Genomic DNA, 19,762 nt, shown 5'->3' on the forward strand with positions numbered 1-19,762 from the left:
TGGAAGAACATGACAAAGACGGTACCCGGTTCCGTCGGCCCCGCTCACCAACCCTTTCGCAGCGGGCTGGTCCGCGGCCGGCCCCGAGGCGACGATGTGGCTGGTCAGCGGGCGAGTACGTGGCCGTCCTGGGGGCGGTGGTCGCGGGAGCGGCGCAGGTCGGTGGTGACGTAGGTGCGTTGCAGCCAGCGGTCTGCGCCGTCGTACCGAGGGTGGAAGGCGGTGCGGCCGTGCACGGTGACGCGGTTGTCGATGACGACCAGGTCGCCGGGTGTCAGGCGCAGGGTGCGGGCGGTCGCCTCGCAGGCGCGGCCGAATTCGGCCAGCGCCGCTGCCGCCCGAGGGGTGAGCGGGGTGGTCACGAGTTGGGCCATGCGGATGTCGGGATCCTCGACCGCTCCCGACAGCACCGGTCGGGGCTGGACATCGGACTCGGTCGCGGCGGCGTCGGGGCCGAAGGAGGGTGGCGGTGTGGTGATGAACTCCGCTGCGAACAGGGCCTGGCGGTCGGCCGGAGTGAGGAGCGGCAGTGCTTGGCGGATGCCGGCGACGCGCATGCCCGCGATCCGGTCGTGGTCGGCACGCAGGCACAGGAAGACCACATAGTCGGGTGGGTGGGGGTGGAAGCCGTTCTCGGTGTGGAAGGACAGCGGCACCGATCCGGCGTTGCCGTGGAAGGTCTCCTGCCCGGGCACGGGCACGACGTCCTGCACGAGGGCGCCGGATTTCTCCGCCAGGTAGGCGAGGGGCTCGCCGAGCCCGCATGCCACCATGGTGAGCACCGCCGCCGAGACGGTGGCCCGGCGCTGGACCGAGCCGGGTACGGTCGGTGTCGCGGGCAGGGCCCCTTGATCGACGGGCAGGCCGCGGATCACCAAGGTGCCGTGCGGGCCGGAATGCCTTCTGAACCGGCGTACCTCACGGCGCAGCAGTGGCGGAAGGTCTTCCCAGGCGTCCCGGGCCCGGGCCACCCACTCGGGGCTGTCGACCTGGTCGTGCCCGCGGGTGCACAGGGTGCGGGCCAGCCGCTCGCACGTGCCGGCATCCGCCGTATCCAGCTCCCGGTCTGCGGCGAGGACGGTGCTTCGGGTGGTGTCGGGCGTCGTCTCGGGCATCGGGGTCTCCTGCCGTGGGAGTGGGCGGCGGACGCGCGGACTCACGAGTGGCGCAGGCCGGCCACGGCGTCGGCGACGTAGTGGTCCCCGAATCGCATCAGCGAGGCGTACTGGGCTGCGCGGCGATGGCGCATGAGCCGTAGTTCGGCGACCGCGTTGTCGGGGCCTTCGGGCTTCTGGGCGATGGAACGACGCAGATGCACCATCGAGTACGCGAGGGTGACGTGCCGTTCACCGTCCACGATGTCGGCTTCCAGGAGAGCGCCCCGTGCCTCGGCCAGCTCCGGGGCGCGGGCTGCCAAGTGCTCGTAGGAATCGGGAACCACGGACAGCAGGTCCTTCATCGCCGCCCGGAACAGCTTGTATCCGCGATGTTGGCGCCCGCTCAACGGGACGTCCACCGACGGAGGCGCCATGGTGTGGCGTATCGCCGCCATGTAGTAGTCGGCCGGGACCGTACTGGCGTGGGCCATCGCCGCGGGGAAGCCGCGCACGTACGCCGTCGCATCGGCCAGCCGCGTGAGCGCGACGTCACTGTCGCCGTGCCGCAGATGGTGGGTGGCGTCGGCCACGGCGACTGCGGCGCAGACGTTGAACAGGACATGGACCTGGTGACCGATGAGCCACCGGGCACTCCACACGCTCTCCAACGACGATCCCGCACCGGCCTCGGGGACGGCCACCGGCGGGACGGGGTCAGGGTCGGCGCCTGGCGCCGCGCCGGTGAGGTCGAGCACCGACTGCCGCATCCCGGTGACCTCCAGCGCCAGGTCGGAACCCGACAGCGGAGCATCACAGAGGTCTTCCAGACCGCGGTGGATGACCATGACACCGTGCAGGGCAGCCTGCTGATCCGTCAGTTCCCCCTCACGGACCCGGAAGTACGACTGACTGGTCGACTCCGCCGGCAGTTCCTCACCGACCTGGGCCGGAGCCAGATCTGACAGCGCGGCCGCCAACTCGCCGGTGATCGTGGCGGCCTGCCGTAGCGCGAGGCTGCGCTCGGCAGGTCTGGCATGGCTCGACACCCCGGCGAGCACGCGCGCGGTCCGCTTCGCCTCGGCATCGACCCGTGGGCCCAGCACCGGGACGGGCCGCCCGCCTCGGGGCTCTCGGAAGACAGCGACAGCAGGATGACCGGCAACCGGTGATAAGCCCATGGTGGAAGTACTTCGCCACGAACACTCCACACGAAACCTGATCCGCAAGACCATTCGTGTTCTACCAGCTGGCGTGGAGCCCCACGGGTCGGCGCAGGATCAGGCTGGCCGGGCGGGGCGCCGGTGTCGTGGCGGTGAGCGTGAGGCCGGGCAGTACGCGGGTCAGCGCTGCCAGGGCGTGGTGGGCGACGAGGAGCGTGTACTGGGCACCGGGGCAGTAGTGGATGCCGGCTCCGAAGGCGAGGGTGGGGGCGCGTCGGTGCGCCGATGGTCGAAGGAGTCGAAGGAGTCGAAGGAGTCGAGGGAGCGGTGGGCATGTGTTTCACGGGCCCCGTCGTGCCCGGCCGAGTGCATGAGCAGCAGGAGGCGGGCGCCCCGAGGGAGATCGGTGCCGGCGAGGGTCAGGGGGCGGGTGGTGGTGCGGAGCCAGCCGATCAGGGGCGGGTCCAGGCGCAGGGTCTCCTCGATGGCCGCCGGTGTTTCGTCAGGGTGCCGGACGAGCCGGAGGTAGCCGTCCCCGGACAGGAGGTGCTGCAGGGCGGTGGTGACGAGGAGGGCGAGGGTCTCGGCGTTGGTGGTGAGGACCTCCATGAGCGTGGAGGCGATCTCGGCATCGGTCAGCGGTACGCCCTCCTGATGGCGGTAGGCGATCCACGCGGTGGTGAGGTCGTCCTGCGGCCGGCTGCGCCGCTGAGCGACCAGGTCGGCGCACAGTTGCCACAGGTCCACGATCTCCAGGCCGGCCCCGCGCAGCAGTCTCCCGTACGTCTCGGCCGGGTAGCTGGTGCAGCGGATGGTCTGGCCCGTCCACTGGATCTCCTCGTCCTCGGCGTCGAAGGGCACCGTCGCGAAGACGAAGAGCCCGCCCGGCGCGAGCCAGTCGGCGATGCGCGCGAGCGTGGCGTCGAGGTCCGCCCGCGGCATCTGCAGCAGCGGGAAGAACGCGGTGACGGCGTCCCACTGCCCGGGAGTCTCGGGCAGTGTGCGGACGTCGGCTCGTTCGAACAGGGCGGCCGGGACCTGGGTGCGCGCGAGGTCGACCATCGTGGCGGACACGTCGTAGCCGGTCACCCGGTGCACGGCCGCCGCGATCAGGTCCGCGGTCGGGCGGCCGGTGCCGGAGCCGATGTCCATCACCCTCGCCCGCTCGGGCAGCCGGGCCAGCAGCCAGTCGATGGCGGCCAGTTGTTCGGGAGGGCGAGCATACGTTTCCTCGTACGCCTTGCCGAGGATGTCGAACGGCCGCGCGGCCCGTTCGGAGGATTCGTCACCCTGCAGGGGGGACGTCGTGACCTGCGTCGTCATGGCGGAGGATCTCATTCCGGATCTGGTGATCAAGGGGCGAGCGCGACACTGCACTCCGCAGTCGACCCAGTACCAACCGTAGTGAGCCGGACTGCGCCCCGGCGCACTACGGCGCACTCGTCCTCGCATCCGAGCGGAGAACCTCCTCGTGACCAGCCGCTACGACCGCACCTTCGACCTCCTCGACGCCAACGCCAACGGGGTCCTCGAAGAGAAGGACTTCACCACCCTCGCAGAAAGGATTGCGCAGGCCGCCGGAGTCGTGTCTTCGGCCAAGGAAGAAGCGCTGCTGAAGGAGTGGCGGCGCTGCTGGACCATCCTGCGCGAGCACGCCGACACCGACTTCGACGGCGTGATCAGCCGCGACGAGTTCCGTCGGGCGATGGCCGGGGCCTACGGCGGCCGCGCCGGACTCCAGGAGCGGCTCGCCCCCGGGCTGGCGGCCGAGTTCGCCGCCATGGACGGCGACGACGACGGCATCGCCACTGTCGAGCAGTTCGAGGCGTTGCTCCTGGCCTTCGGGCTGGAGCCGGTGCAGGCACGTGCCGCCCGCGCGATCCTCGACACCGACGGCGACGGCCGCATCACGCGCGAGGAGTACCTCAACGGCTGGACCGACTTCCTCCTCGGCGGCGACTCGGGCAGCCCTGTCGGAGCCCTGCCGGGCGAGTCGGCCTGACGTCCGGATCGAACGCACATGGGGGCCCTGCTCGGCAGGGCCCCCTCTCCGCCCTCAGGTCGGCTGCGGCGTGGCCGTACCGCCGAGGAGGCGGTCCACGAGGAGTTCCGGGTAGCCGGAGGCCGGCGGGTCGATGCCGAAGATCGCCCGCAGGTAGAGCGGTGCGACGAGCTGGTCGAGGATCTGGTCGAGCGGCGGCGGCACCTCGCCGCGGGCGGCGGCGCGGTCGCGGATGCGCTCGATCGCGCCGATGCGGCGCTCGAACTGCTGCGCGCGCTCCCCCTGCGCCGTGGCGCTGCCCGGCATCGACAGGGCGACGGCGCGGATGAGCAGTCGCCCTTCGGGCGTACGGATGCTCGCGACTCCCGATTCGGCCCACGCCGTCAGATCGCCGCGCAGGGTACCGGTGTCGGCCAGGGGCCAGTCCCGTTCGAGGCGGGTGACGACCACGTCGGCCAGGAGCGCCTCCCGGCTGCCCCAGCGCCGGTAGACGCTGGTGTGGTTCACCCCGGCACGCTGCGCGACCGCGGGGATGGTCAGATCCGCCCCCTCGGGGTCGGAGAGCAGGTCGATGACGGCCTGGTGGACGGCCGAGCGGACCTGTTCGGGGCTCTTGCGCAGGCGCGGGGCCGGTTGTTTCGAAGTCACTCCCACATCGTAAGCACAACTATTTGCTTAATCGCGCCCACCGGGTCTACAGTCCTGCCGTACGCACAGATCTGTGCTTAAGGAGAGTGTGATGAAACCGCTGCTGTTCCCCGACAACCCCCAGTTCTGGTACGAGACCCTGCGCTCGATGAGCCACATCGCCTACGGCGGCGCCGACTTCGGCGAGGTCGTCTCCACCGCCGAGCGCATCAAGGAAGGCGACTACGACAGCTGGCACGAGGAGTGGACGGCGACCGCCGACCGGGTGGCCGCCGAAGCCCAGCGGGCCCTGGAGGCGGGCCACGCCATCAGCGCCCGGGACGGATTCCTGCGCGCCTCGAACTACTATCGTTCGGCGGAGTTCTTCCAGCACGGCCACCCGTGCGACCCCCGCCACGACCACGCCTACGATCGCAGCGTGGCCTGCTTCCAGGCCGCGGCCGCGCTCCACACCCCGCGCATCGAACCGGTCCGCATCCCCTACGAGGACACCACCCTCCCCGGCTACCTCTACCGGGCCGACGACACCGGCACCCCCCGCCCGACCCTGATCATGCACAGCGGTTTCGACGGCACCGCCGAGGAACTCCACTTCAGCGGCGCGCTGGCCGCCGTGGAGCGCGGGTACACCGTCCTGACCTTCGACGGCCCGGGGCAGCCCGGCCCCCGCCACCACCAGGGCCTGGTCTTCCGCCCGGACTGGGAGAACGTCATCACCCCGGTCATCGATTTCGCCGAAACCCTCCCCGAGGTCGACAACAGCCGCATCGCACTCCTCGGGAGCAGCATGGGCGGCGTACTCGCCCCCAGGGCGGCCGCGTTCGAGCACCGCCTCGCCGCCCTGATCGCCGTCGACGGCGTCTACGACCTCGGCCAGATATCCACCCGCCACATTCCCGGCGACCGCGACGAGGCCGAACGGCTCCTGCGCGCGGACTCCGCCCCCGAACTCGACGCACGCTTCGAGCAGATCACGACCCAGGACGCCACCGCACGCTGGGCGATCAACCACGGCATGTACGTGATGGGCGTCGAAACCCCCCGGGCCTTCAGCGCCTCCTACCTCGACTACACCCTTGACGGCGGCATCGCCGAGCTGATCCAGTGCCCCACCCTCGTGTGCGACGCCGCCGAGGACGAGTTCTTCAAGGGCCAGCCCGAGCAGCTCTACGAGCACCTGACCTGCCCCAAGACCCTGATGCTGTTCACCGCCGAGGAAGGCGCCGGCGCTCACTGCCACCCCGGCGCCATGCGCCTGGCCCTCGCCCGCATCTACGACTGGCTCGACACCACCCTCGCGGCCTAGGGGGTGTCCGTGACGATCGTGTAGAGCTCGATGATGACGCCGTCCCTGGTGCGGGCGATGTCCATGCCGCTGATCAGCGGCGGTTGACCGTCGGCCGGGCCGTACCGGAAACCGAGGTGGCCGATGTCGTCGAGCTCCGACGCCGCGCCCGCGGGTCGGAAGACCCAGTCCGGGGTCTCGGCGAGCAACTCGGTGGCGCGGCGCGTGAAGTCCGCGCGCCCACGGTTGATGCGGTCCGGTTCGTGCCACACCACGTCTTCGGCGTAGTTCTCGGCGATGACCGCGGCCCGGCGATCCGGGTCGGGTTCGTTGAACACCTCAAGGAGGTTGACTCGCATCAGATCGGCGGCAGATCTGGTCATGGTGGAGTCCGTTCGTGTGGGTCAGTTCGCGACGGCCGGGGCCGTCCGTAGCGGGGCGAGAGCCGAGGTCCAGGCGATGACCTGGTCGAGCATGGTGTTCAGCGCATGGAGGTTGTGGTCGCCGGGCTTGAAGACGCTGAAGTTCTCGAATTCGGTGTGCAGGGAGAGCGTGACTTGCTGGCGTACGTCGGCCATCTGGAGTTCGGCGGCGACCAGGCGTAGTTGTTCGGCGGAGCGTGCGCCGCCGGCGGCCCCGTAGGAGACCAGGCCGAGGGCCTTGTTGTTCCACTCGGCGTAGAGGTAGTCCAGGGCGTTCTTCAGCACGCCGGGGACGCCGTGGTTGTACTCGGGGGTGACGATGACGAATCCGTCGTACGAGGCGATGGCCCGGGCCCAGCGCCGGGTGTGCTCGTTCTCGTACTGGCCGAAGGACGGCGGCATCGGCTCGTCGAGGTGGGGGAGGGGGTGGTCGCGCAGGTCGAGCAGCTCGAAGGCGGCGTCGGTCCGGCGCGAGGCGTGGTCGAGGACCCAGCGCGCCACCTGGTCTCCGACACGGTTGGGCCGCGTACTGCCGAGGATGATGCCGATGGTGGGCATGGTTGGCCTGCCTCTCCGTAGTGCCCTGCGTGTGCGCTCGGGCGGTTCGGTCAGCTCGGTACGGCGGTCGACGCCGTGACGGCGGAGGCGAAGTCGGGCTGCACGCCGAGCTGGGCGAGCATGATGCTGAGCCCGACGTAGCAGTTGAACTCCTTGATCTTCCCGTTCTCCACGTACCAGAAGTCGGCGGTGGGGATGTTGAGCTTCGCGCCGGTCGGCCGGATGGTGCCGGCGGGTGTTTCGAACGGGCCGGTGAAGGTGCCCTGGATCGTCAGCTCGACGGTGACGATGTTGCCCATGACGTGGAATCGGTGCAGTTCGCGGTGTACGTCGGGGGCGAGTGCTCCCATGAAGGCGACCAGGTCGCCAAGGTGCTCACCGCGGTAGCTCTCGCCGGCGACGACGTTGTTGAAGACGCCGTCCTCGGCGAACAGGTCATTGAAGCCCTGTACGTCCAGGACGCTGCCCTCGGCTGCTCGGTACGCCGCCCGGACCACGGTTTCCGCGTCGGTGCTCATGGTGCCCTCCCGTGTTGAGAGAATCCATTCAAACCTTTGATTTAAATTGTGAGGAGGGAGCGGCCGTCTTGTCAAGCAAGCGATTGAAATCATCGCGCGCTTACCGGACTCCTTGAAGCGCCCCGGCCACCACGGGGATGAGCATCCGCTCCACCCGCTCGGCGGGCTCGGCGCCCAGCTCGGCCCCGATGGGTGCCACCGCGAGCCAGTTCAGCATCCCGGCCGCACAGCGGACACGGAAGACGAGCTCCCGCTCGTCGACCTCGGGAAGGTTCGCCGCCAGTACCCGCACCGCCTGCCGTCGGGCCTGCTCGAACTTCCCGGCCAGTCTCTCCCACCCTTCGGGCGGATCGATCCCCACCCGCGCCACGGTCCGTATCACGGCGAGATCCGGCCCCCCGGCCACGAGGGCGCTCAGCATCGGCCGCGCGAAGGCCTCGGCCAGCTCGCTCAGCGTCGCGCTTCCCGGCAGAGCGTCGAGCTCCCGGATCTGCGCGTCCAGGTACCGCTCCAGCGCGTGCTCGATCGCCACATCACACAGCGCCTTCAGCGATCCGAAGTGGTAACTCACCGCGGCGACGTTGGCTCCGGCGCTCTGGGTGATCTCGCGGAGGGTCACCCCTTCCTGTCCCCGCTGTGCGAGCAGCTCAAGGGTAGCCGCCAGCAGATCGTCCCGCGTTCGCTGACCGGCCTCGCGGCGAAGGTCCGTTTTCTCTGGCCTCACGATAGAACTCAAGCGACTGCTTGACTTCATTGTCAAGTGCTCGCCCGAACCTTGACCTTGCCGCGACGTCTGGCGCCTGGGCGCGCAGGCGATGAAGGACGCCTTCCCCGACCTGAAGATCGAAGTCCGCGTTCCAGCAGATCGGGGCCACGGGCCGGCAGGTCGGCTTCGGAAGCATCGAGGTCTACCGCATCGAGGGCGACAAGATCGCCGAGGAGTGGGTCGCCCCGGACCTGATCAGCCTCATGCGGCAGATCGCGCCCGCCGCCGATCACTGACCCGGGCCGGCCCGCGATGAGGAGGGTTCTCGGCCTCGTCGGACCCCGCTTCGAGTACCGGTCTAGCATGAGAGCGAGGCTTCATCTCCAGGCCCGGGCCGCAGCGGCAGGAGGCCGGTATGGCGTTCGGCACGACTGGTTTCGAGCAGGCGGACGGCTGCCGCTACACCCCGATCTCCGAACACGGCCTGATCGGCGACCTTCGTACCACCGCCCTGGTCGGCACGGACGGCACCATCGACTGGTACTGCTGCCCGCGCTTCGATGCGCCCAGCGTGTTCGGGGCCATCCTCGACGCCGACCGGGGCGGGTCGTTCCAGTTGGCCGCCGAGGTCCCGACCCGCACCAGGCAGTTCTACTTCCCCGACACGAACGTCCTGATCACGCGGTTCTTCGCCGCGGACGGGGTGGCGGAGATACAGGACTTCATGCCCGTGGTCGACGAGTCGCGCGAGGCGGCCCGCCACCGGCTGATCCGGCGGGTGATCTGCGTCCGCGGAACCCTCCCCTTCAGGGCGCGGATCGCCCCCCGCTTCGGCTACGGCACCGAGGCGCACACCACGCACCTCGAAGGCCACGTGGCGGTGTTCCGCTCCCCGTCACTGACGCTCGCGCTGAACGCCACCGCACCCCTGGAGAGCGACGGCCTGGACGTGTGGTCGCACTTCAAGCTCCTTCAGGGCGAGTCCCACGTGTTCGCCCTCGACCGGATCGGCGACGACGTCCCGCCCCGGTCGTGTCCGCGCGCCGAGGCGCAGGAGCAGGCCGAGGCGACCGTCCGCTACTGGCGCCACTGGCTGGCCCGTTCGCGCTACCACGGGCGGTGGCGGGAGATGGTGAACCGCTCCGCGCTGGTGCTGAAGCTGCTCACCTACGCGCCGACCGGTGCGATCGTCGCCGCACCGACCACGAGCCTGCCCGAGCAGATCGGCGGCGCGCGCAACTGGGACTACCGCTATGTCTGGGTCCGCGACGCCGCCTTCTGCGTCTACGCGATGCTGCGCCTGGGGTTCACCTCGGAGGCCGAGGCGTTCATGGGGTTCCTCTCCGAGCGGGGCATCCTGCGGGGCACGGGGGAGAGCGGCCCGTTGCAGATCATGTACGGCATCGACGGGCGCACCGACCTGCCCGAGTACGAACTTCCGCACCTGGAGGGATACCTCGGCTCCGCACCGGTCCGGGTGGGCAACGCCGCCACCGGCCAGCTCCAGCTGGACATCTACGGTGCGCTGATCGACTCGATCTACCTCTACGACAAGTGGGGGCAGCCGATCAGCAGTGACCGCTGGGACGAGGTCGGTGCCGTGGTGGACTGGCTCTGCGAGCACTGGGACCAGCCCGACGAGGGAATCTGGGAGACCCGCGCGGGCCGGCGGAACTTCGTGTACTCGCGGCTGATGTGCTGGGTGGCGCTGGAGCGCGCGATGCGCATGGCGAACCGCCGCGGTCTGCCGGCGGACCTGACCCGCTGGGGGGAATCCCGGGACGCGATCTACCGGCAGATCATGCGGCGCGGCTGGTCGGCGCAGCGGGGCGCGTTCGTCCAGGCCCTGGACGGCGGTGAGCTGGACGCCTCGCTGCTGATGATGCCGATGGCCAAGTTCGTCTCGCCCACCGACCCCAAGTGGCTCTCCACACTGGACGCCCTCACCGCGGACCTGGTCTCCGACTCGCTGGTCTACCGCTACGACCCGACCGCCAGCCCGGACGGCCTGCACGGCCCCGAGGGCACCTTCTCGATCTGCTCCTTCTGGTACGTGGAGGCGCTCGCCCGCGCCGGCCGGCTGGAGGAGGCCAGGCTCGCCTTCGAGAAGATGCTCACCTACGCCAACCACCTCGGTCTGTTCGCCGAGGAGATCGGCCCGACCGGAGAACAGCTGGGCAACTTCCCCCAGGCCTTCACCCACCTCTCCCTGATCAGCGCCGCCTTCAACCTCGACCGCGCGCTGGGCTGACGCGCCATCACCAGGTGGGTTCAGGACCCGGGTTCGGTGACGTCGCACGGGTCGGGGGTGACATCGCAGGGGGCGGCGGTCAAGTCCATGTCCCGGACGTCGCAGGCGATCCGGCCGAGCAGGGTCCGGAACGCCTGGCGCTCATGCTCATCGAGCGACTCAAGGAGCCGGTCCTCGGCTTCCCGTACCTGCCGCTGCAGGTCCCGGAGGGTGTCGACACCCAGGGCGGTGGCGACGATCCTGCGCTGGCGCCGATCGGCGGGGTTGAGCCGGCGCTCGACCAGGCCGGCCGTGACGAGGTCGTCGATCAGGTAGGTCATCACCGTGCGGTCGATCCCCAGGTACGTGGCCAGGGCGAGCTGATTCTGCTGGTCACCTCGGACGACGACGGCGAGCGTCTGGTAGCCGCGGGCGCCCTGCGGGACGTCACCGAGGACCGACGCGACGACGGTCCCGTACGCGCGCATCAGGACGAGGAGGGAGAGGCCGAAGTCCCCCGCGACGTCGACACCGTCGGCGACCGGCGGCGTCGCCGTGATCGGCGCAATCGGCGTGATCGGCGTGATCGGTGTCCCGGCGCTCATGACAGGAATGATACGCGCCCATACATTGTTGGACAGATCATCTGCGCGACATACGATCTATCAGACAGCGCACTTCTGCGCACTTGCGCGACGAAGCGCCGCAGATGAGAAGGCAACCGTCATGCTCAAGATCGGCATCATCCTCGGCAGCACCCGCCCCAACCGCAACGGCGAACAGGTCGCGAAGTGGGTGCTCGACACCGCCTCGCGCCGCGACGACGCCACGTTCGAGCTCATCGACCTCCGCGACCACCCCCTGCCGCACCTCGACGAGCCGCTGTCACCCATGCTCGGCCAGTACCAGCACGAGCACACCAGGCAATGGGCTGCCAAGATCGCGTCGTTCGACGGGTTCGTCATCGTGACACCCGAGTACAACCACGGCATCCCAGGCGTACTGAAGAACGCCATCGACTTCCTCTACGCCGAGTGGAACAACAAAGCGGTCGGCTTCGTGTCCTACGGCGGGGTCGGCGGTGTCCGTGCCGTCGAGCACCTGCGTGCGGTCGCCGCCGAGCTCCGGATGGCCGACGTACGCCAGCAGGTGGCACTCTCGATGATCACCGAATTCGAGAACTTCAGCGTCTTCAAGCCCGGCGCCCACAACCTGTCCGCCCTGGACACGATGCTCGACCAGGTCATCGCCTGGAGCGCCGCGCTCGCACCGCTGCGCATGGCCTCGGCCGCCGCAGTCTGAGCCGCCCGCCGGGCTCTGTTCACCCATTTGCGGCGCCGGTGATGCCTCCTCACCTGCCTGGTGGAAGGGATCACCGGGCCCGCCTCGGCCCCGAAGCAACCAGGAGTCAGACATGAGCGAAGAACTCGACCGGAACGCGCAGACCATCGCAGAGTTCCGGGCGAACGAGGGCAGGGTCGGCGGGATCTTCGAGGGCGCTCCGCTGGTCATCGTCCATCACCGCGGCCGCAAGAGCGGGCAGGAGCACGTCAGCCCGATGATGTACCTCGCGCACGACACCGATCCGGACATCGTCTACGTGTTCGCGAGCAAGGGCGGAGCACCCACGAATCCGGATTGGTACCGCAACCTGACCGCCGCCGGTGAGGGCACCATCGAACGCGGCACCGCGACCTACCAGGTGACCGTCCACGAACTGACCGGCGCCGAACGCGACCGCATCTACGACGAGCAGGCGCGGCGTTACCCCGGCTTCGCCGAGTACGCCCGCAAGACTGCCGGAATCCGCGTCATTCCCGTCCTCGAACTCCGGCGGGCGTAGCCCACACCCCTGTCAGCTTCAGCGAGTCGAAGGAGAGAGACCATGCCCAAGGCGGTCAGGTACGACGAATTCGGCGGGATCGACGTCTTGCGGGTCGAAGAGGTGGAACGCCCGGTGCCCGGGGACGGGCAGGTCCTCGTACGCGTGAAAGCGGCCGGAACCAACCCCGGTGAGGGGCTCATCCGCACGGGGGCATTGGCGGACGTGTTCCCGTCGACGTTCCCGTCCGGGCAGGGCAGCGACCTCGCCGGGGTCATCGAGGAGGTCGGCGCCGGGGTTGCCGGATACTCGGTCGGCGACGAGGTGATCGGATTCAGCCAGAAGCGGTCCTCCCAGGCCGAGCTGGTCCTGGTCGAGGCCGGTGACCTCACGCGAAAGCCGGAGAAGGTCTCATGGGAGGTGGCCGGCAGCCTGTACGTCGTCGGCGTGACCGCGGTGGGGGCGGTACGCGCCGTCCAGCTCAAGGAGGGCGAGACCGTCGTCGTCTCCGGAGCCGCCGGGGGAGTCGGCTCGCTCGCCGTCCAGCTCGCGCGCCGTGCCGGGGCCACGGTCATCGGCCTGGCGAGCGAGAGCAACCACGCGTGGCTGCAGAGCCACGGGGTGATCCCGGTCGCCTACGGCGAGGGCGTCGCGGACCGCATCAGGGCCGCCGCGCCCAGCGGCGTGGACGCCTTGGTCGACACCTTCGGCGACGGGTACGTCGAGCTCGCCCTCGCCCTCGGCGTAGCGACCGATCGGATCGACACCATCGCCGATTTCGCGGCGGCCGAGAAGTACGGGGTGAAGACCGACGGCGGGATCGAGGCCGGGCCGGGCGCCGAGCTGCTCGCCGAGCTCGCCGGCCTGATCGCCGACGGACACCTGGAGGTGCCGATCGCGAAGGTCTACCCGCTGGCGCAAGTCCGCGAGGCCTACACCGAGCTCGAACGCCGCCACACCCACGGCAAGATCGTCCTCAGGCCCTAGGGAGTGTCCGTCGCGAGTAGCAAGGCCGAGTCCGCGTGGAGCGTGATGTGTACCGGTGTGAAGGTGGTGGCGTCCACCCGTGACTCACCGGTGCCGGGATTGCGGGCGTAGCGCGGGTGGGCACCTCCGCTGATCTGCCAGCGTATGCGGTGGCCGACGGCGAAGCGGTGGGCGGTGGAGCTCATCGGCACGGTGATCTGCGACGGCTCCCGCCCCTCCGTCCGCAGGCGGCCCAGCCCGTCGCAGATGTTGACGGAGCGGCCCTGTGCGTCCACGTCGCACAGGCGGGTGAAGACGTCGGCGTGACCGGTGTCCGTGGAGATGCTCAAGCGGGCGGAGACGGGGCCCAGGATGTCCAGCGGCTCGGTCAGCGGGGGGCTGGTGAAGATGAGGACGTCGCTCCGGGCCTCCAGGGTGCTGTTGTCCCGCGGACCGGCGGTACGGGAGAGGAGGGGGCCGCCGAGGGAGGGGGTCGGGTCCTGCGGGTCGTAGCGGAAGGACGCCAGGGGCGCGGAGTCCGTGGGGGCCTCCTCGGTGAGATGCCCCTGCGGGGTGGGGAACCGCGGCTTGACGTCCGTGGCCGGAGGCCAGTCGCCGAGGTCCCGCCAGGCGTTCTCGCCGCCGACGTGCACGCGCACCCTCGTGGGGCGCAGGCCCGAGGGGTCGGCGTCGAGGTGGGCGCGCAGCCAGGCGAGGCTTTCGGCGAACACCTCGGGCCAGCCCTGTTGCAGGGCGGAGGTATGGGTCCACGGGCCGACGAGCAGGGCGGTCTCGCAGCCGCCCGCACGCAGCCGGTCGTACTGCTCGAAGGTCTGGTCGGCCAGGACGTCGTGCCATCCGGTGATCAGCGCCGTGGGCACGCGCAGTCGCTCCGCCGACTGCGCCGACGACGCGCCCTGCCAGTAGGCGTCCTCGGCGTCCGGGTGCGTCATCACGTCGTCCAGCCAGGGCGGCGGTTCGCTCCCGAGGGCTGACACGTGCGCCCCGCGCAGCGGCTTCGCGGTGGTGACCTCGCGCAGTCGGCGCTGCAGGCGCAGAGTCGCCTTCAGGAACGGTCCCATGCCCTGGTGCTGGTAGGTCATGCCCACGCCGACGGCGAGGGCGGTTTCCAGGTGCAGCGCACCGCCCCTGTGGAACAGGGCATGGGGATCGTGCAGGCCCACCTGCACCACCATCGCCTTCAGTTCCGGCGGCGGGTCCAGGGCGAGCGCCCACTGTACGTAGCCCAGGTAGCTGGGGCCGACGGTGCCCAGCGTTCCGTCGAACCAGGGTTGTTCGCGCAGCCAGGACACCGTGGCCGCGCCGTCGGCGGCTTCGTTGCGCCACAGGTCGAACGTACCCCCGGAACCGCCGGTGCCGCGGCAGCTCTGCAGGACCACGTGGAAGCCCTGTTCGGCGAAGAGCAGGCCGTACATGGGGGACCAGGGCAGGCCCCTGCCGTACGGCGAGCGCACCAGGAGGGTGGGGAAGTCGCCCTCGGCGCGCGGGAAGTAGTGGTCCGTGATCAGCGGGCTGCCGTCGGCGGCCGGCACCACCAGCCCGGGCTCCCACCCGACCTCGTGCAGTTTGGCCGGGAGGCGGCGCCAGGTCGCCCTCATCATCCGTGTGGACAGTGGCGGTTTCCCGGCAGGCGGTGCCCAGGTCGGCCTCGACACAGGACCGTGCGTGGGTGACGTCATCGTTGCCCTCCTTGATTTCCGTACACTGTACGAGAATAGGGCATGCTTGACTGGGCCGGCACAGGGCCGTCGATCAAGGAGAGGGGCGTGGGCCGTGTCCCGCGAAGAAAGTGCCGGCGGCCCGGGCGTCGACCCCCAGCAGCTCTGGCTGGGCTCCGACCAGCCCCGCAGGGGCCGCAAGCCCGCCTACAGCCGAGAGGTGATCACCGCGGCGGCCGTCGCCCTGGCGGACGCGGAAGGGCTCGAAGCGGTCACCATGCGGAAGGTCGCCGCGCAGGTCGGAGCCGGCGTCATGTCGCTCTACAGCTACGCCCCCGACAAGGAGACGCTGCTGAACCTGATGGTCGACCACGTCAGCGGCGAACTGCCGACCGCGCACCCGCTCACCGGTGACTGGCGCGCCGACCTGAAGGCGATCGCACGCCTCCAGCGCGCTCACATGCTGCGGCACCCCTGGCTGCCCGCCGCCCTGACCACCCGCCGCGTCCCCGGACCCCATGCCCTGGCCTTCCTGGAACGCGCGCTCGTCGCCCTGCGGCCTGCCGGACTGGACGGTGCGGCGAAGCTGGAAATCTTCGCCCAGCTCACGGCGTTCGTGGCCGGGCACGTCGCCTACGAGATCGCGCAGGCCGCAACCTCGCACTCACCCGACCGGGCCGCAGCCGAAGCCCGCTACCTCGCCGCCGTCGCGGCAGACGGCCGGCACCCGGAACTCGCCGAAGCCCTCGCCGCGCCCGGAGGTCCCCTCGCCCCGGACGCCACCTTCACCCGGTTCCTGAACCGCCTGGTCGACGGCCTCGACGCCGACTGATCCCGTAGGCCGTCACGGGCGGCAGGTCGCCGACCGGTCGACCTCATCCGGCATCCAGCCTTACGGAGCGTTGCCGCTCCATGGCGTTGTGTGGCTCCCGAAAATCTTCACCCGGTGAAAGTGGAGGGGATGCCTCCCATTGCATTCCTCCTCGGTGCCGACGGAGGGATGGGGGAGTTTGAGCCGATTTGGACATGCAGGGTCGCGCGCCGCCTTTCTTTGTTACGCGATCTTGTGGAGAACCCGTGGCGATCCGCCGAATCAATCGGAAAGCCCCTCGGGCGAATGGCCATATCGCTTGATCGAGGCCGTCAACACGGTTCGCCCGGTCGCCTGTTCGCGTGCTTACATCTGGCCTCGGAAGTGGTCGGAACCGCCTTGTCGCGGAACGGCCACGCCATTTGAGAAACAATCAGACGACTGAAGGGTGCGCACATCATGCGTAACGACATCGAGACCCGTGAGATCGCCGACGACGAACTGGACGCGGTTTCCGGCGGTGTCAGCATCTCCGGTGGGCTTCTCGGCGGTGTGACCGGCGACGTCTTCCACGTCCTGAACACGGTGACCTCGCTCCAGACGGTCCAGGGCGTGCAGGCCCTGCCCGGCCAGGTCGAGGGCATCGTCGGCGTTCGCGCCGGTGTCGCCGGCCTCTGAGCCGAGCCGGTACATCAGGGCGCGTGAGCCCCGGGACGTACGCGTTCCGGGGTTCACGGGTGCCCATGGCCGCGTGCGTGCGCGGGCCCGTCGCCGTGCCCGTGCGCGTGCCCGCGTCGTGAAATGCATTCGAAGGACAGGTCGCTGGTCGTGCAGTTCCGTCAAAAGGCGCTCTCCAGGCTGCAATCGCCCGAAGAACTCGATCTGCCCGTACGGTTCGCGCGCCCGCAGGGGCGATTCGTTCTCGCCGTCACCGCCCTCGTCATGGCCGCCGCGAGTTTCTGGGCATTCACCGGATCTGTTTCCTCCAAGCTGAGCGCCCCCGGCATCCTCACCCGGGCCGAAGGCAGTTATCTGCTCCAGAGCCCGTACTCCGGACAGGTCACCGCCGTGCTCGCCAAGGAGGGCCAGAAGCTCTCCCCCGGCGCACCCCTGCTCCAGCTCGCCACCGAGCAGGGCGACCGGACCGTACGCGTCGTGGCCGGCGGGCGGGTGACGAGCCTGGCCGCCAAGACGGGTGCCGTCGTGACGACCGGTGCGGACCTTGCCGTCCTGGAGCGCCTGGGCGGCGCGGACGACCCGCTGGTCGCCGTGGTCTACGTGCCCGGCGCCGGCGGTGCGGAGATCCGCGTCGGGGCCGCCGTCGACCTGGACGTCCAGTCCGCCCCCCGGCAGCGGTTCGGCGTGTTGCGCGGGCGCGTCAAGGAAGTCGGGCGTACGCCCCAGACGCAGGAGCAGATCGCCGGCTTCCTCGGCGACGCCCGCCTCGCCGCCCAGTTCGCCCGCCAGGGCAATCCCGTCGCGGTGCTCGTACAGCTCGAACGTTCCTCCGCGACCACCTCCGGCTACCGGTGGTCCACCGCGGGCGGGCCCCCGTACGCCCTCGACTCCACGACGCCGCTCACCGGAGCCGTCCACCTCCCCGCACAGCGCCCCGTCGATTGGCTGCTCCCGTGACCACCCCGCCGCAGGCCCACCGAGTTCCCTCCCGCGGCCGACCGCGCCGACCCCGCCGCCCGCCGCGGCCCGTACGCACCCCCACCGTGCTCCAGATGGAGGCGGTGGAGTGCGGGGCCGCCGCGCTGGCCATGGTCCTCGGCCACCACGGCCGTTTCGTACCCCTCGAAGAGCTGCGCATCGCCTGCGGGGTGTCGCGGGACGGCTCCCGCGCCGGGAACCTGCTCAAGGCCGCCCGCGGTTACGGGCTGACCGCCAAGGGCATGCAGATGGACCTGGCCGCGCTCGCCCGCCTGAGCCCGCCGGCCATCCTCTTCTGGGAGTTCAACCACTACGTCGTCTACGAGGGCACGGGCCGACGCCTCGGCCGCCGGGGCGCGTACCTCAACGACCCCGCCAAGGGGCGGCGGTTCGTCCCCATGGAGGAGTTCGACACCGCCTTCACCGGCATCGCGCTCGTCTTCGAACCCGGCCCGCGCTTCCGCCGAACCGGCCGCAGGCAATCCGTGATGAGCGCCATGCCGGCCCGCCTGCGCGGCACCTCGGGCACCATGCTCGCCGCCGTGCTATCCAGCCTCCTCCTGGTGGCCGTCGGCGCGACGGTGCCCGCGCTGAGCCGTACGTACATCGACATGTTCCTCATCGGCGAGCAGACCTCCCTGCTGGGCGTGCTGTTCGCCGCGATGGCGGCGGCCCTGGTGCTCACGGCCGTACTCACCTGGCTGCAGCAGGCCAATCTGCTGCGCGGACGCGTCATCTCCTCCACGCTCGGCAGCGCCCGCTTCCTGCGCCACCTGCTCCGGCTTCCGGTCGCCTTCTACACCCAGCGCAACCCGGCCGACCTCGTCCAGCGCCTCCAGTCCAACGACGCGGTCGCCGAGACGCTCGCCCGGGACCTGGCCGCCGCGGGCGTGGACGCCGTGGTGGTCGTGCTCTACGCGGTCCTGCTGTGGACGTACGATCCGCAACTCACCGCCGTCGGGGTGCTCATCGCCCTGCTCAACCTCGTGGCCCTGCGGATCGTGATGCGGCTGAGGGCCACGGGCACGCAGAAGCTGCGCGCCGAGAGCGCCCGGCTCACCAACACCTCGTACAGCGGCCTCCAGCTCATCGAGACGATGAAGGCCACCGGCGGGGAGAACGCCTTCTTCCGGCGCTGGGCAGGCCAGCACGCCGTCACCCTCGACGTGCAGCAGCGGCTCGGCGTCCCCAGCGCCTGGCTGGCCGTCGTCGCGCCCACGCTCGCCGCGCTCAACAGCGCACTGATCCTTATGATCGGCGGCCTGCGGGCGGTGGAGGGGCACCTCACGGTCGGCCTGCTGGTCGCCTTCCAGGCCCTCGTGACCAGCTTCACCGCACCGATCACCCGCCTGGGCGGCGTGGCCGGAAGGATCCAGGACTTCGCCGCCGACGTCGCCCGCCTCAAGGACGTCGAGGACTTCCCCGTCGACCCGCTGTACGTGCGGCACGCGCGCGGCGAGAGCCCGGCCGGCACCCGCCGCCTCAAGGGCCATCTGGAGCTGGACGGCATCACCTTCGGCTACAGCCCGCTGGACGCTCCGCTGCTGAAGGACGTCTCGCTCGCCGTCGGCCCCGGGCAGCAGATCGCGCTCGTCGGCGGCTCCGGGAGCGCCAAGTCCACCGTCTCCCGGCTGATTTCCGGCCTCTACACCCCGTGGGAGGGAGCCATCCGAATCGACGGGATGCGGATGGAGGACATCCCGCGCGGCGCGCTGGCCGCCTCCGTCTCCTTCGTGGACCAGGACGTCTTCCTCTTCGAGGGCACCGTCCGCGACAACGTCGCGCTGTGGGACCCCTCCATCCCGGACGAGGCCGTCGTCGCCGCCCTCCAGGACGCCGCCGTGTACGAGGTGGTGGCGCGCCGGGCCGGCGGCATCCACGGCCGCGTCGAGCAGGACGGGCGCAATTTCTCCGGCGGCCAGCGCCAGCGCCTGGAGATCGCCCGCGCCCTCGTGCGCCGCCCCAGCGTCATGATCCTGGACGAGGTGACCAGCGCCCTCGACGCGGCGACCGAGCGGATCGTCATCGACAACCTGCGGCGCCGCGGTTGCGCCTGTGTGGTGATTGCCCACCGGCTGAGCACCGTACGCGACAGCGACGAGATCGTCGTGCTCGACCGGGGCACGGTCGTGGAGCGCGGCCGGCACGAGCAACTGCTCGCCGCGCGGGGCGCGTACGCGGCACTGGTCAAGGAGCACTGAC

At 70.3% G+C, this 19,762-nt stretch carries 21 protein-coding genes; 11 read left to right on the plus strand and 10 right to left on the minus strand.

All coding sequences use genetic code 11. The annotated features are described in order from the left end of the window. Window positions 1-104: 104 nt before the first annotated feature. From OG509_RS30885 to OG509_RS30895, 3 genes are all read right to left on the minus strand, one after another. The gene (locus OG509_RS30885) at window positions 105-1,115 is read right to left on the minus strand and encodes a TauD/TfdA family dioxygenase (RefSeq protein ID WP_406185889.1); all 1,011 of its coding nucleotides are present in this window, start codon (window positions 1,113-1,115) and stop codon (window positions 105-107) included. Between the two features lie 41 nt (window positions 1,116-1,156). Then, window positions 1,157-2,200: a hypothetical protein gene (locus tag OG509_RS30890; protein WP_406185891.1), complete on the minus strand. Its 1,044-nt coding sequence runs from the start codon at window positions 2,198-2,200 to the stop codon at window positions 1,157-1,159. 237 nt (window positions 2,201-2,437) lie between these two features. Then, complete coding sequence (locus OG509_RS30895; RefSeq protein ID WP_406185893.1) at window positions 2,438-3,580, minus strand: methyltransferase domain-containing protein; 1,143 nt, start codon at window positions 3,578-3,580, stop codon at window positions 2,438-2,440. 148 nt (window positions 3,581-3,728) lie between these two features. On the opposite strand from OG509_RS30895, the gene OG509_RS30900 reads away from it, so the two are divergent. Next, window positions 3,729-4,259 carry an EF-hand domain-containing protein gene (locus OG509_RS30900; protein WP_406185894.1) on the plus strand — a complete coding sequence of 177 codons (531 nt, stop codon included), beginning with the start codon at window positions 3,729-3,731 and terminating at the stop codon, window positions 4,257-4,259. Window positions 4,260-4,313: 54 nt separating this feature from the next. Here OG509_RS30900 and OG509_RS30905 read toward each other — a convergent pair whose 3' ends face one another. After that, on the minus strand, window positions 4,314-4,907 hold the full coding sequence (locus OG509_RS30905; RefSeq protein WP_406185895.1) for a TetR/AcrR family transcriptional regulator: 594 nt from the start codon (window positions 4,905-4,907) through the stop codon (window positions 4,314-4,316). 91 nt (window positions 4,908-4,998) lie between these two features. Between OG509_RS30905 and OG509_RS30910 the strand changes: the two genes are divergently transcribed. Next, the gene (locus tag OG509_RS30910) at window positions 4,999-6,213 is read left to right on the plus strand and encodes an alpha/beta hydrolase family protein (protein WP_406185896.1); all 1,215 of its coding nucleotides are present in this window, start codon (window positions 4,999-5,001) and stop codon (window positions 6,211-6,213) included. On the opposite strand, the gene OG509_RS30915 is transcribed toward OG509_RS30910, so the two are convergent. The 4 genes from OG509_RS30915 to OG509_RS30930 all read right to left on the minus strand — a co-directional run bounded on the left by OG509_RS30915 (window position 6,210) and on the right by OG509_RS30930 (window position 8,444). Beyond that, entirely contained in the window at window positions 6,210-6,575 is a 366-nt protein-coding gene (locus OG509_RS30915; RefSeq protein ID WP_406185897.1) for a nuclear transport factor 2 family protein, read from the minus strand. The two genes, OG509_RS30910 and OG509_RS30915, sit on opposite strands and share 4 nt — an antisense overlap. A gap of 21 nt (window positions 6,576-6,596) precedes the next feature. Next, window positions 6,597-7,172 (minus strand): NADPH-dependent FMN reductase, encoded by a 576-nt coding sequence (locus OG509_RS30920; protein ID WP_406185898.1) that lies wholly within the window; start codon window positions 7,170-7,172, stop codon window positions 6,597-6,599. Between the two features lie 50 nt (window positions 7,173-7,222). After that, the gene (locus tag OG509_RS30925; protein ID WP_406185899.1) at window positions 7,223-7,690 is read right to left on the minus strand and encodes an ester cyclase; all 468 of its coding nucleotides are present in this window, start codon (window positions 7,688-7,690) and stop codon (window positions 7,223-7,225) included. Window positions 7,691-7,790: 100 nt separating this feature from the next. After that, complete coding sequence (locus OG509_RS30930) at window positions 7,791-8,444, minus strand: TetR/AcrR family transcriptional regulator (protein WP_406185900.1); 654 nt, start codon at window positions 8,442-8,444, stop codon at window positions 7,791-7,793. Window positions 8,445-8,590: 146 nt separating this feature from the next. Between OG509_RS30930 and OG509_RS30935 the strand changes: the two genes are divergently transcribed. Together OG509_RS30935 and OG509_RS30940 are read left to right on the plus strand one after the other, a co-directional pair. Then, a complete protein-coding gene (locus OG509_RS30935) occupies window positions 8,591-8,692 on the plus strand; it encodes a hypothetical protein (RefSeq protein ID WP_406187727.1) in 102 nt (33 codons plus the stop codon). A gap of 119 nt (window positions 8,693-8,811) precedes the next feature. Next, a complete protein-coding gene (locus tag OG509_RS30940) occupies window positions 8,812-10,647 on the plus strand; it encodes a glycoside hydrolase family 15 protein (RefSeq protein WP_406185901.1) in 1,836 nt (611 codons plus the stop codon). A 20-nt stretch (window positions 10,648-10,667) separates the two neighbouring features. Here the strand turns inward: OG509_RS30940 and OG509_RS30945 are convergent, their stop codons facing one another. Continuing rightward, window positions 10,668-11,231 carry a MarR family winged helix-turn-helix transcriptional regulator gene (locus OG509_RS30945; protein ID WP_406185902.1) on the minus strand — a complete coding sequence of 188 codons (564 nt, stop codon included), beginning with the start codon at window positions 11,229-11,231 and terminating at the stop codon, window positions 10,668-10,670. A gap of 121 nt (window positions 11,232-11,352) precedes the next feature. Here OG509_RS30945 and OG509_RS30950 point away from each other — a divergent pair, with 121 nt between their 5' ends. From OG509_RS30950 to OG509_RS30960, 3 genes are all read left to right on the plus strand, one after another. Beyond that, entirely contained in the window at window positions 11,353-11,928 is a 576-nt protein-coding gene (locus OG509_RS30950) for an NADPH-dependent FMN reductase (RefSeq protein WP_406185903.1), read from the plus strand. 112 nt (window positions 11,929-12,040) lie between these two features. Further along, window positions 12,041-12,469 carry a nitroreductase family deazaflavin-dependent oxidoreductase gene (locus tag OG509_RS30955; RefSeq protein ID WP_406185904.1) on the plus strand — a complete coding sequence of 143 codons (429 nt, stop codon included), beginning with the start codon at window positions 12,041-12,043 and terminating at the stop codon, window positions 12,467-12,469. 42 nt (window positions 12,470-12,511) lie between these two features. After that, the gene (locus OG509_RS30960; RefSeq protein WP_406185905.1) at window positions 12,512-13,435 is read left to right on the plus strand and encodes an NADP-dependent oxidoreductase; all 924 of its coding nucleotides are present in this window, start codon (window positions 12,512-12,514) and stop codon (window positions 13,433-13,435) included. Here OG509_RS30960 and OG509_RS30965 read toward each other — a convergent pair. Further along, window positions 13,432-15,033, minus strand: a complete 1,602-nt coding sequence (locus OG509_RS30965) for a CocE/NonD family hydrolase (RefSeq protein ID WP_406187728.1) — start codon at window positions 15,031-15,033, stop codon at window positions 13,432-13,434. The two genes, OG509_RS30960 and OG509_RS30965, sit on opposite strands and share 4 nt — an antisense overlap. 175 nt (window positions 15,034-15,208) lie before the next feature. On the opposite strand from OG509_RS30965, the gene OG509_RS30970 reads away from it, so the two are divergent. The 4 genes from OG509_RS30970 to OG509_RS30985 all read left to right on the plus strand — a co-directional run bounded on the left by OG509_RS30970 (window position 15,209) and on the right by OG509_RS30985 (window position 19,761). Continuing rightward, on the plus strand, window positions 15,209-15,925 hold the full coding sequence (locus OG509_RS30970) for a TetR/AcrR family transcriptional regulator C-terminal domain-containing protein (RefSeq protein ID WP_406185906.1): 717 nt from the start codon (window positions 15,209-15,211) through the stop codon (window positions 15,923-15,925). 438 nt (window positions 15,926-16,363) lie between these two features. Continuing rightward, entirely contained in the window at window positions 16,364-16,582 is a 219-nt protein-coding gene (locus tag OG509_RS30975) for a hypothetical protein (protein ID WP_053689200.1), read from the plus strand. 150 nt (window positions 16,583-16,732) lie between these two features. After that, window positions 16,733-17,539 carry an HlyD family efflux transporter periplasmic adaptor subunit gene (locus OG509_RS30980; protein WP_385580878.1) on the plus strand — a complete coding sequence of 269 codons (807 nt, stop codon included), beginning with the start codon at window positions 16,733-16,735 and terminating at the stop codon, window positions 17,537-17,539. Further along, entirely contained in the window at window positions 17,536-19,761 is a 2,226-nt protein-coding gene (locus tag OG509_RS30985; protein WP_406185907.1) for an NHLP family bacteriocin export ABC transporter peptidase/permease/ATPase subunit, read from the plus strand. Before OG509_RS30980 ends, OG509_RS30985 begins: the two co-directional genes overlap by 4 nt. The last annotated feature ends 1 nt before the right edge of the window (window position 19,762 follow it).

Source organism: Streptomyces sp. NBC_01006, from assembly GCF_045162725.1.
Classification (GTDB): Bacteria; Actinomycetota; Actinomycetes; order Streptomycetales; family Streptomycetaceae; genus Streptomyces.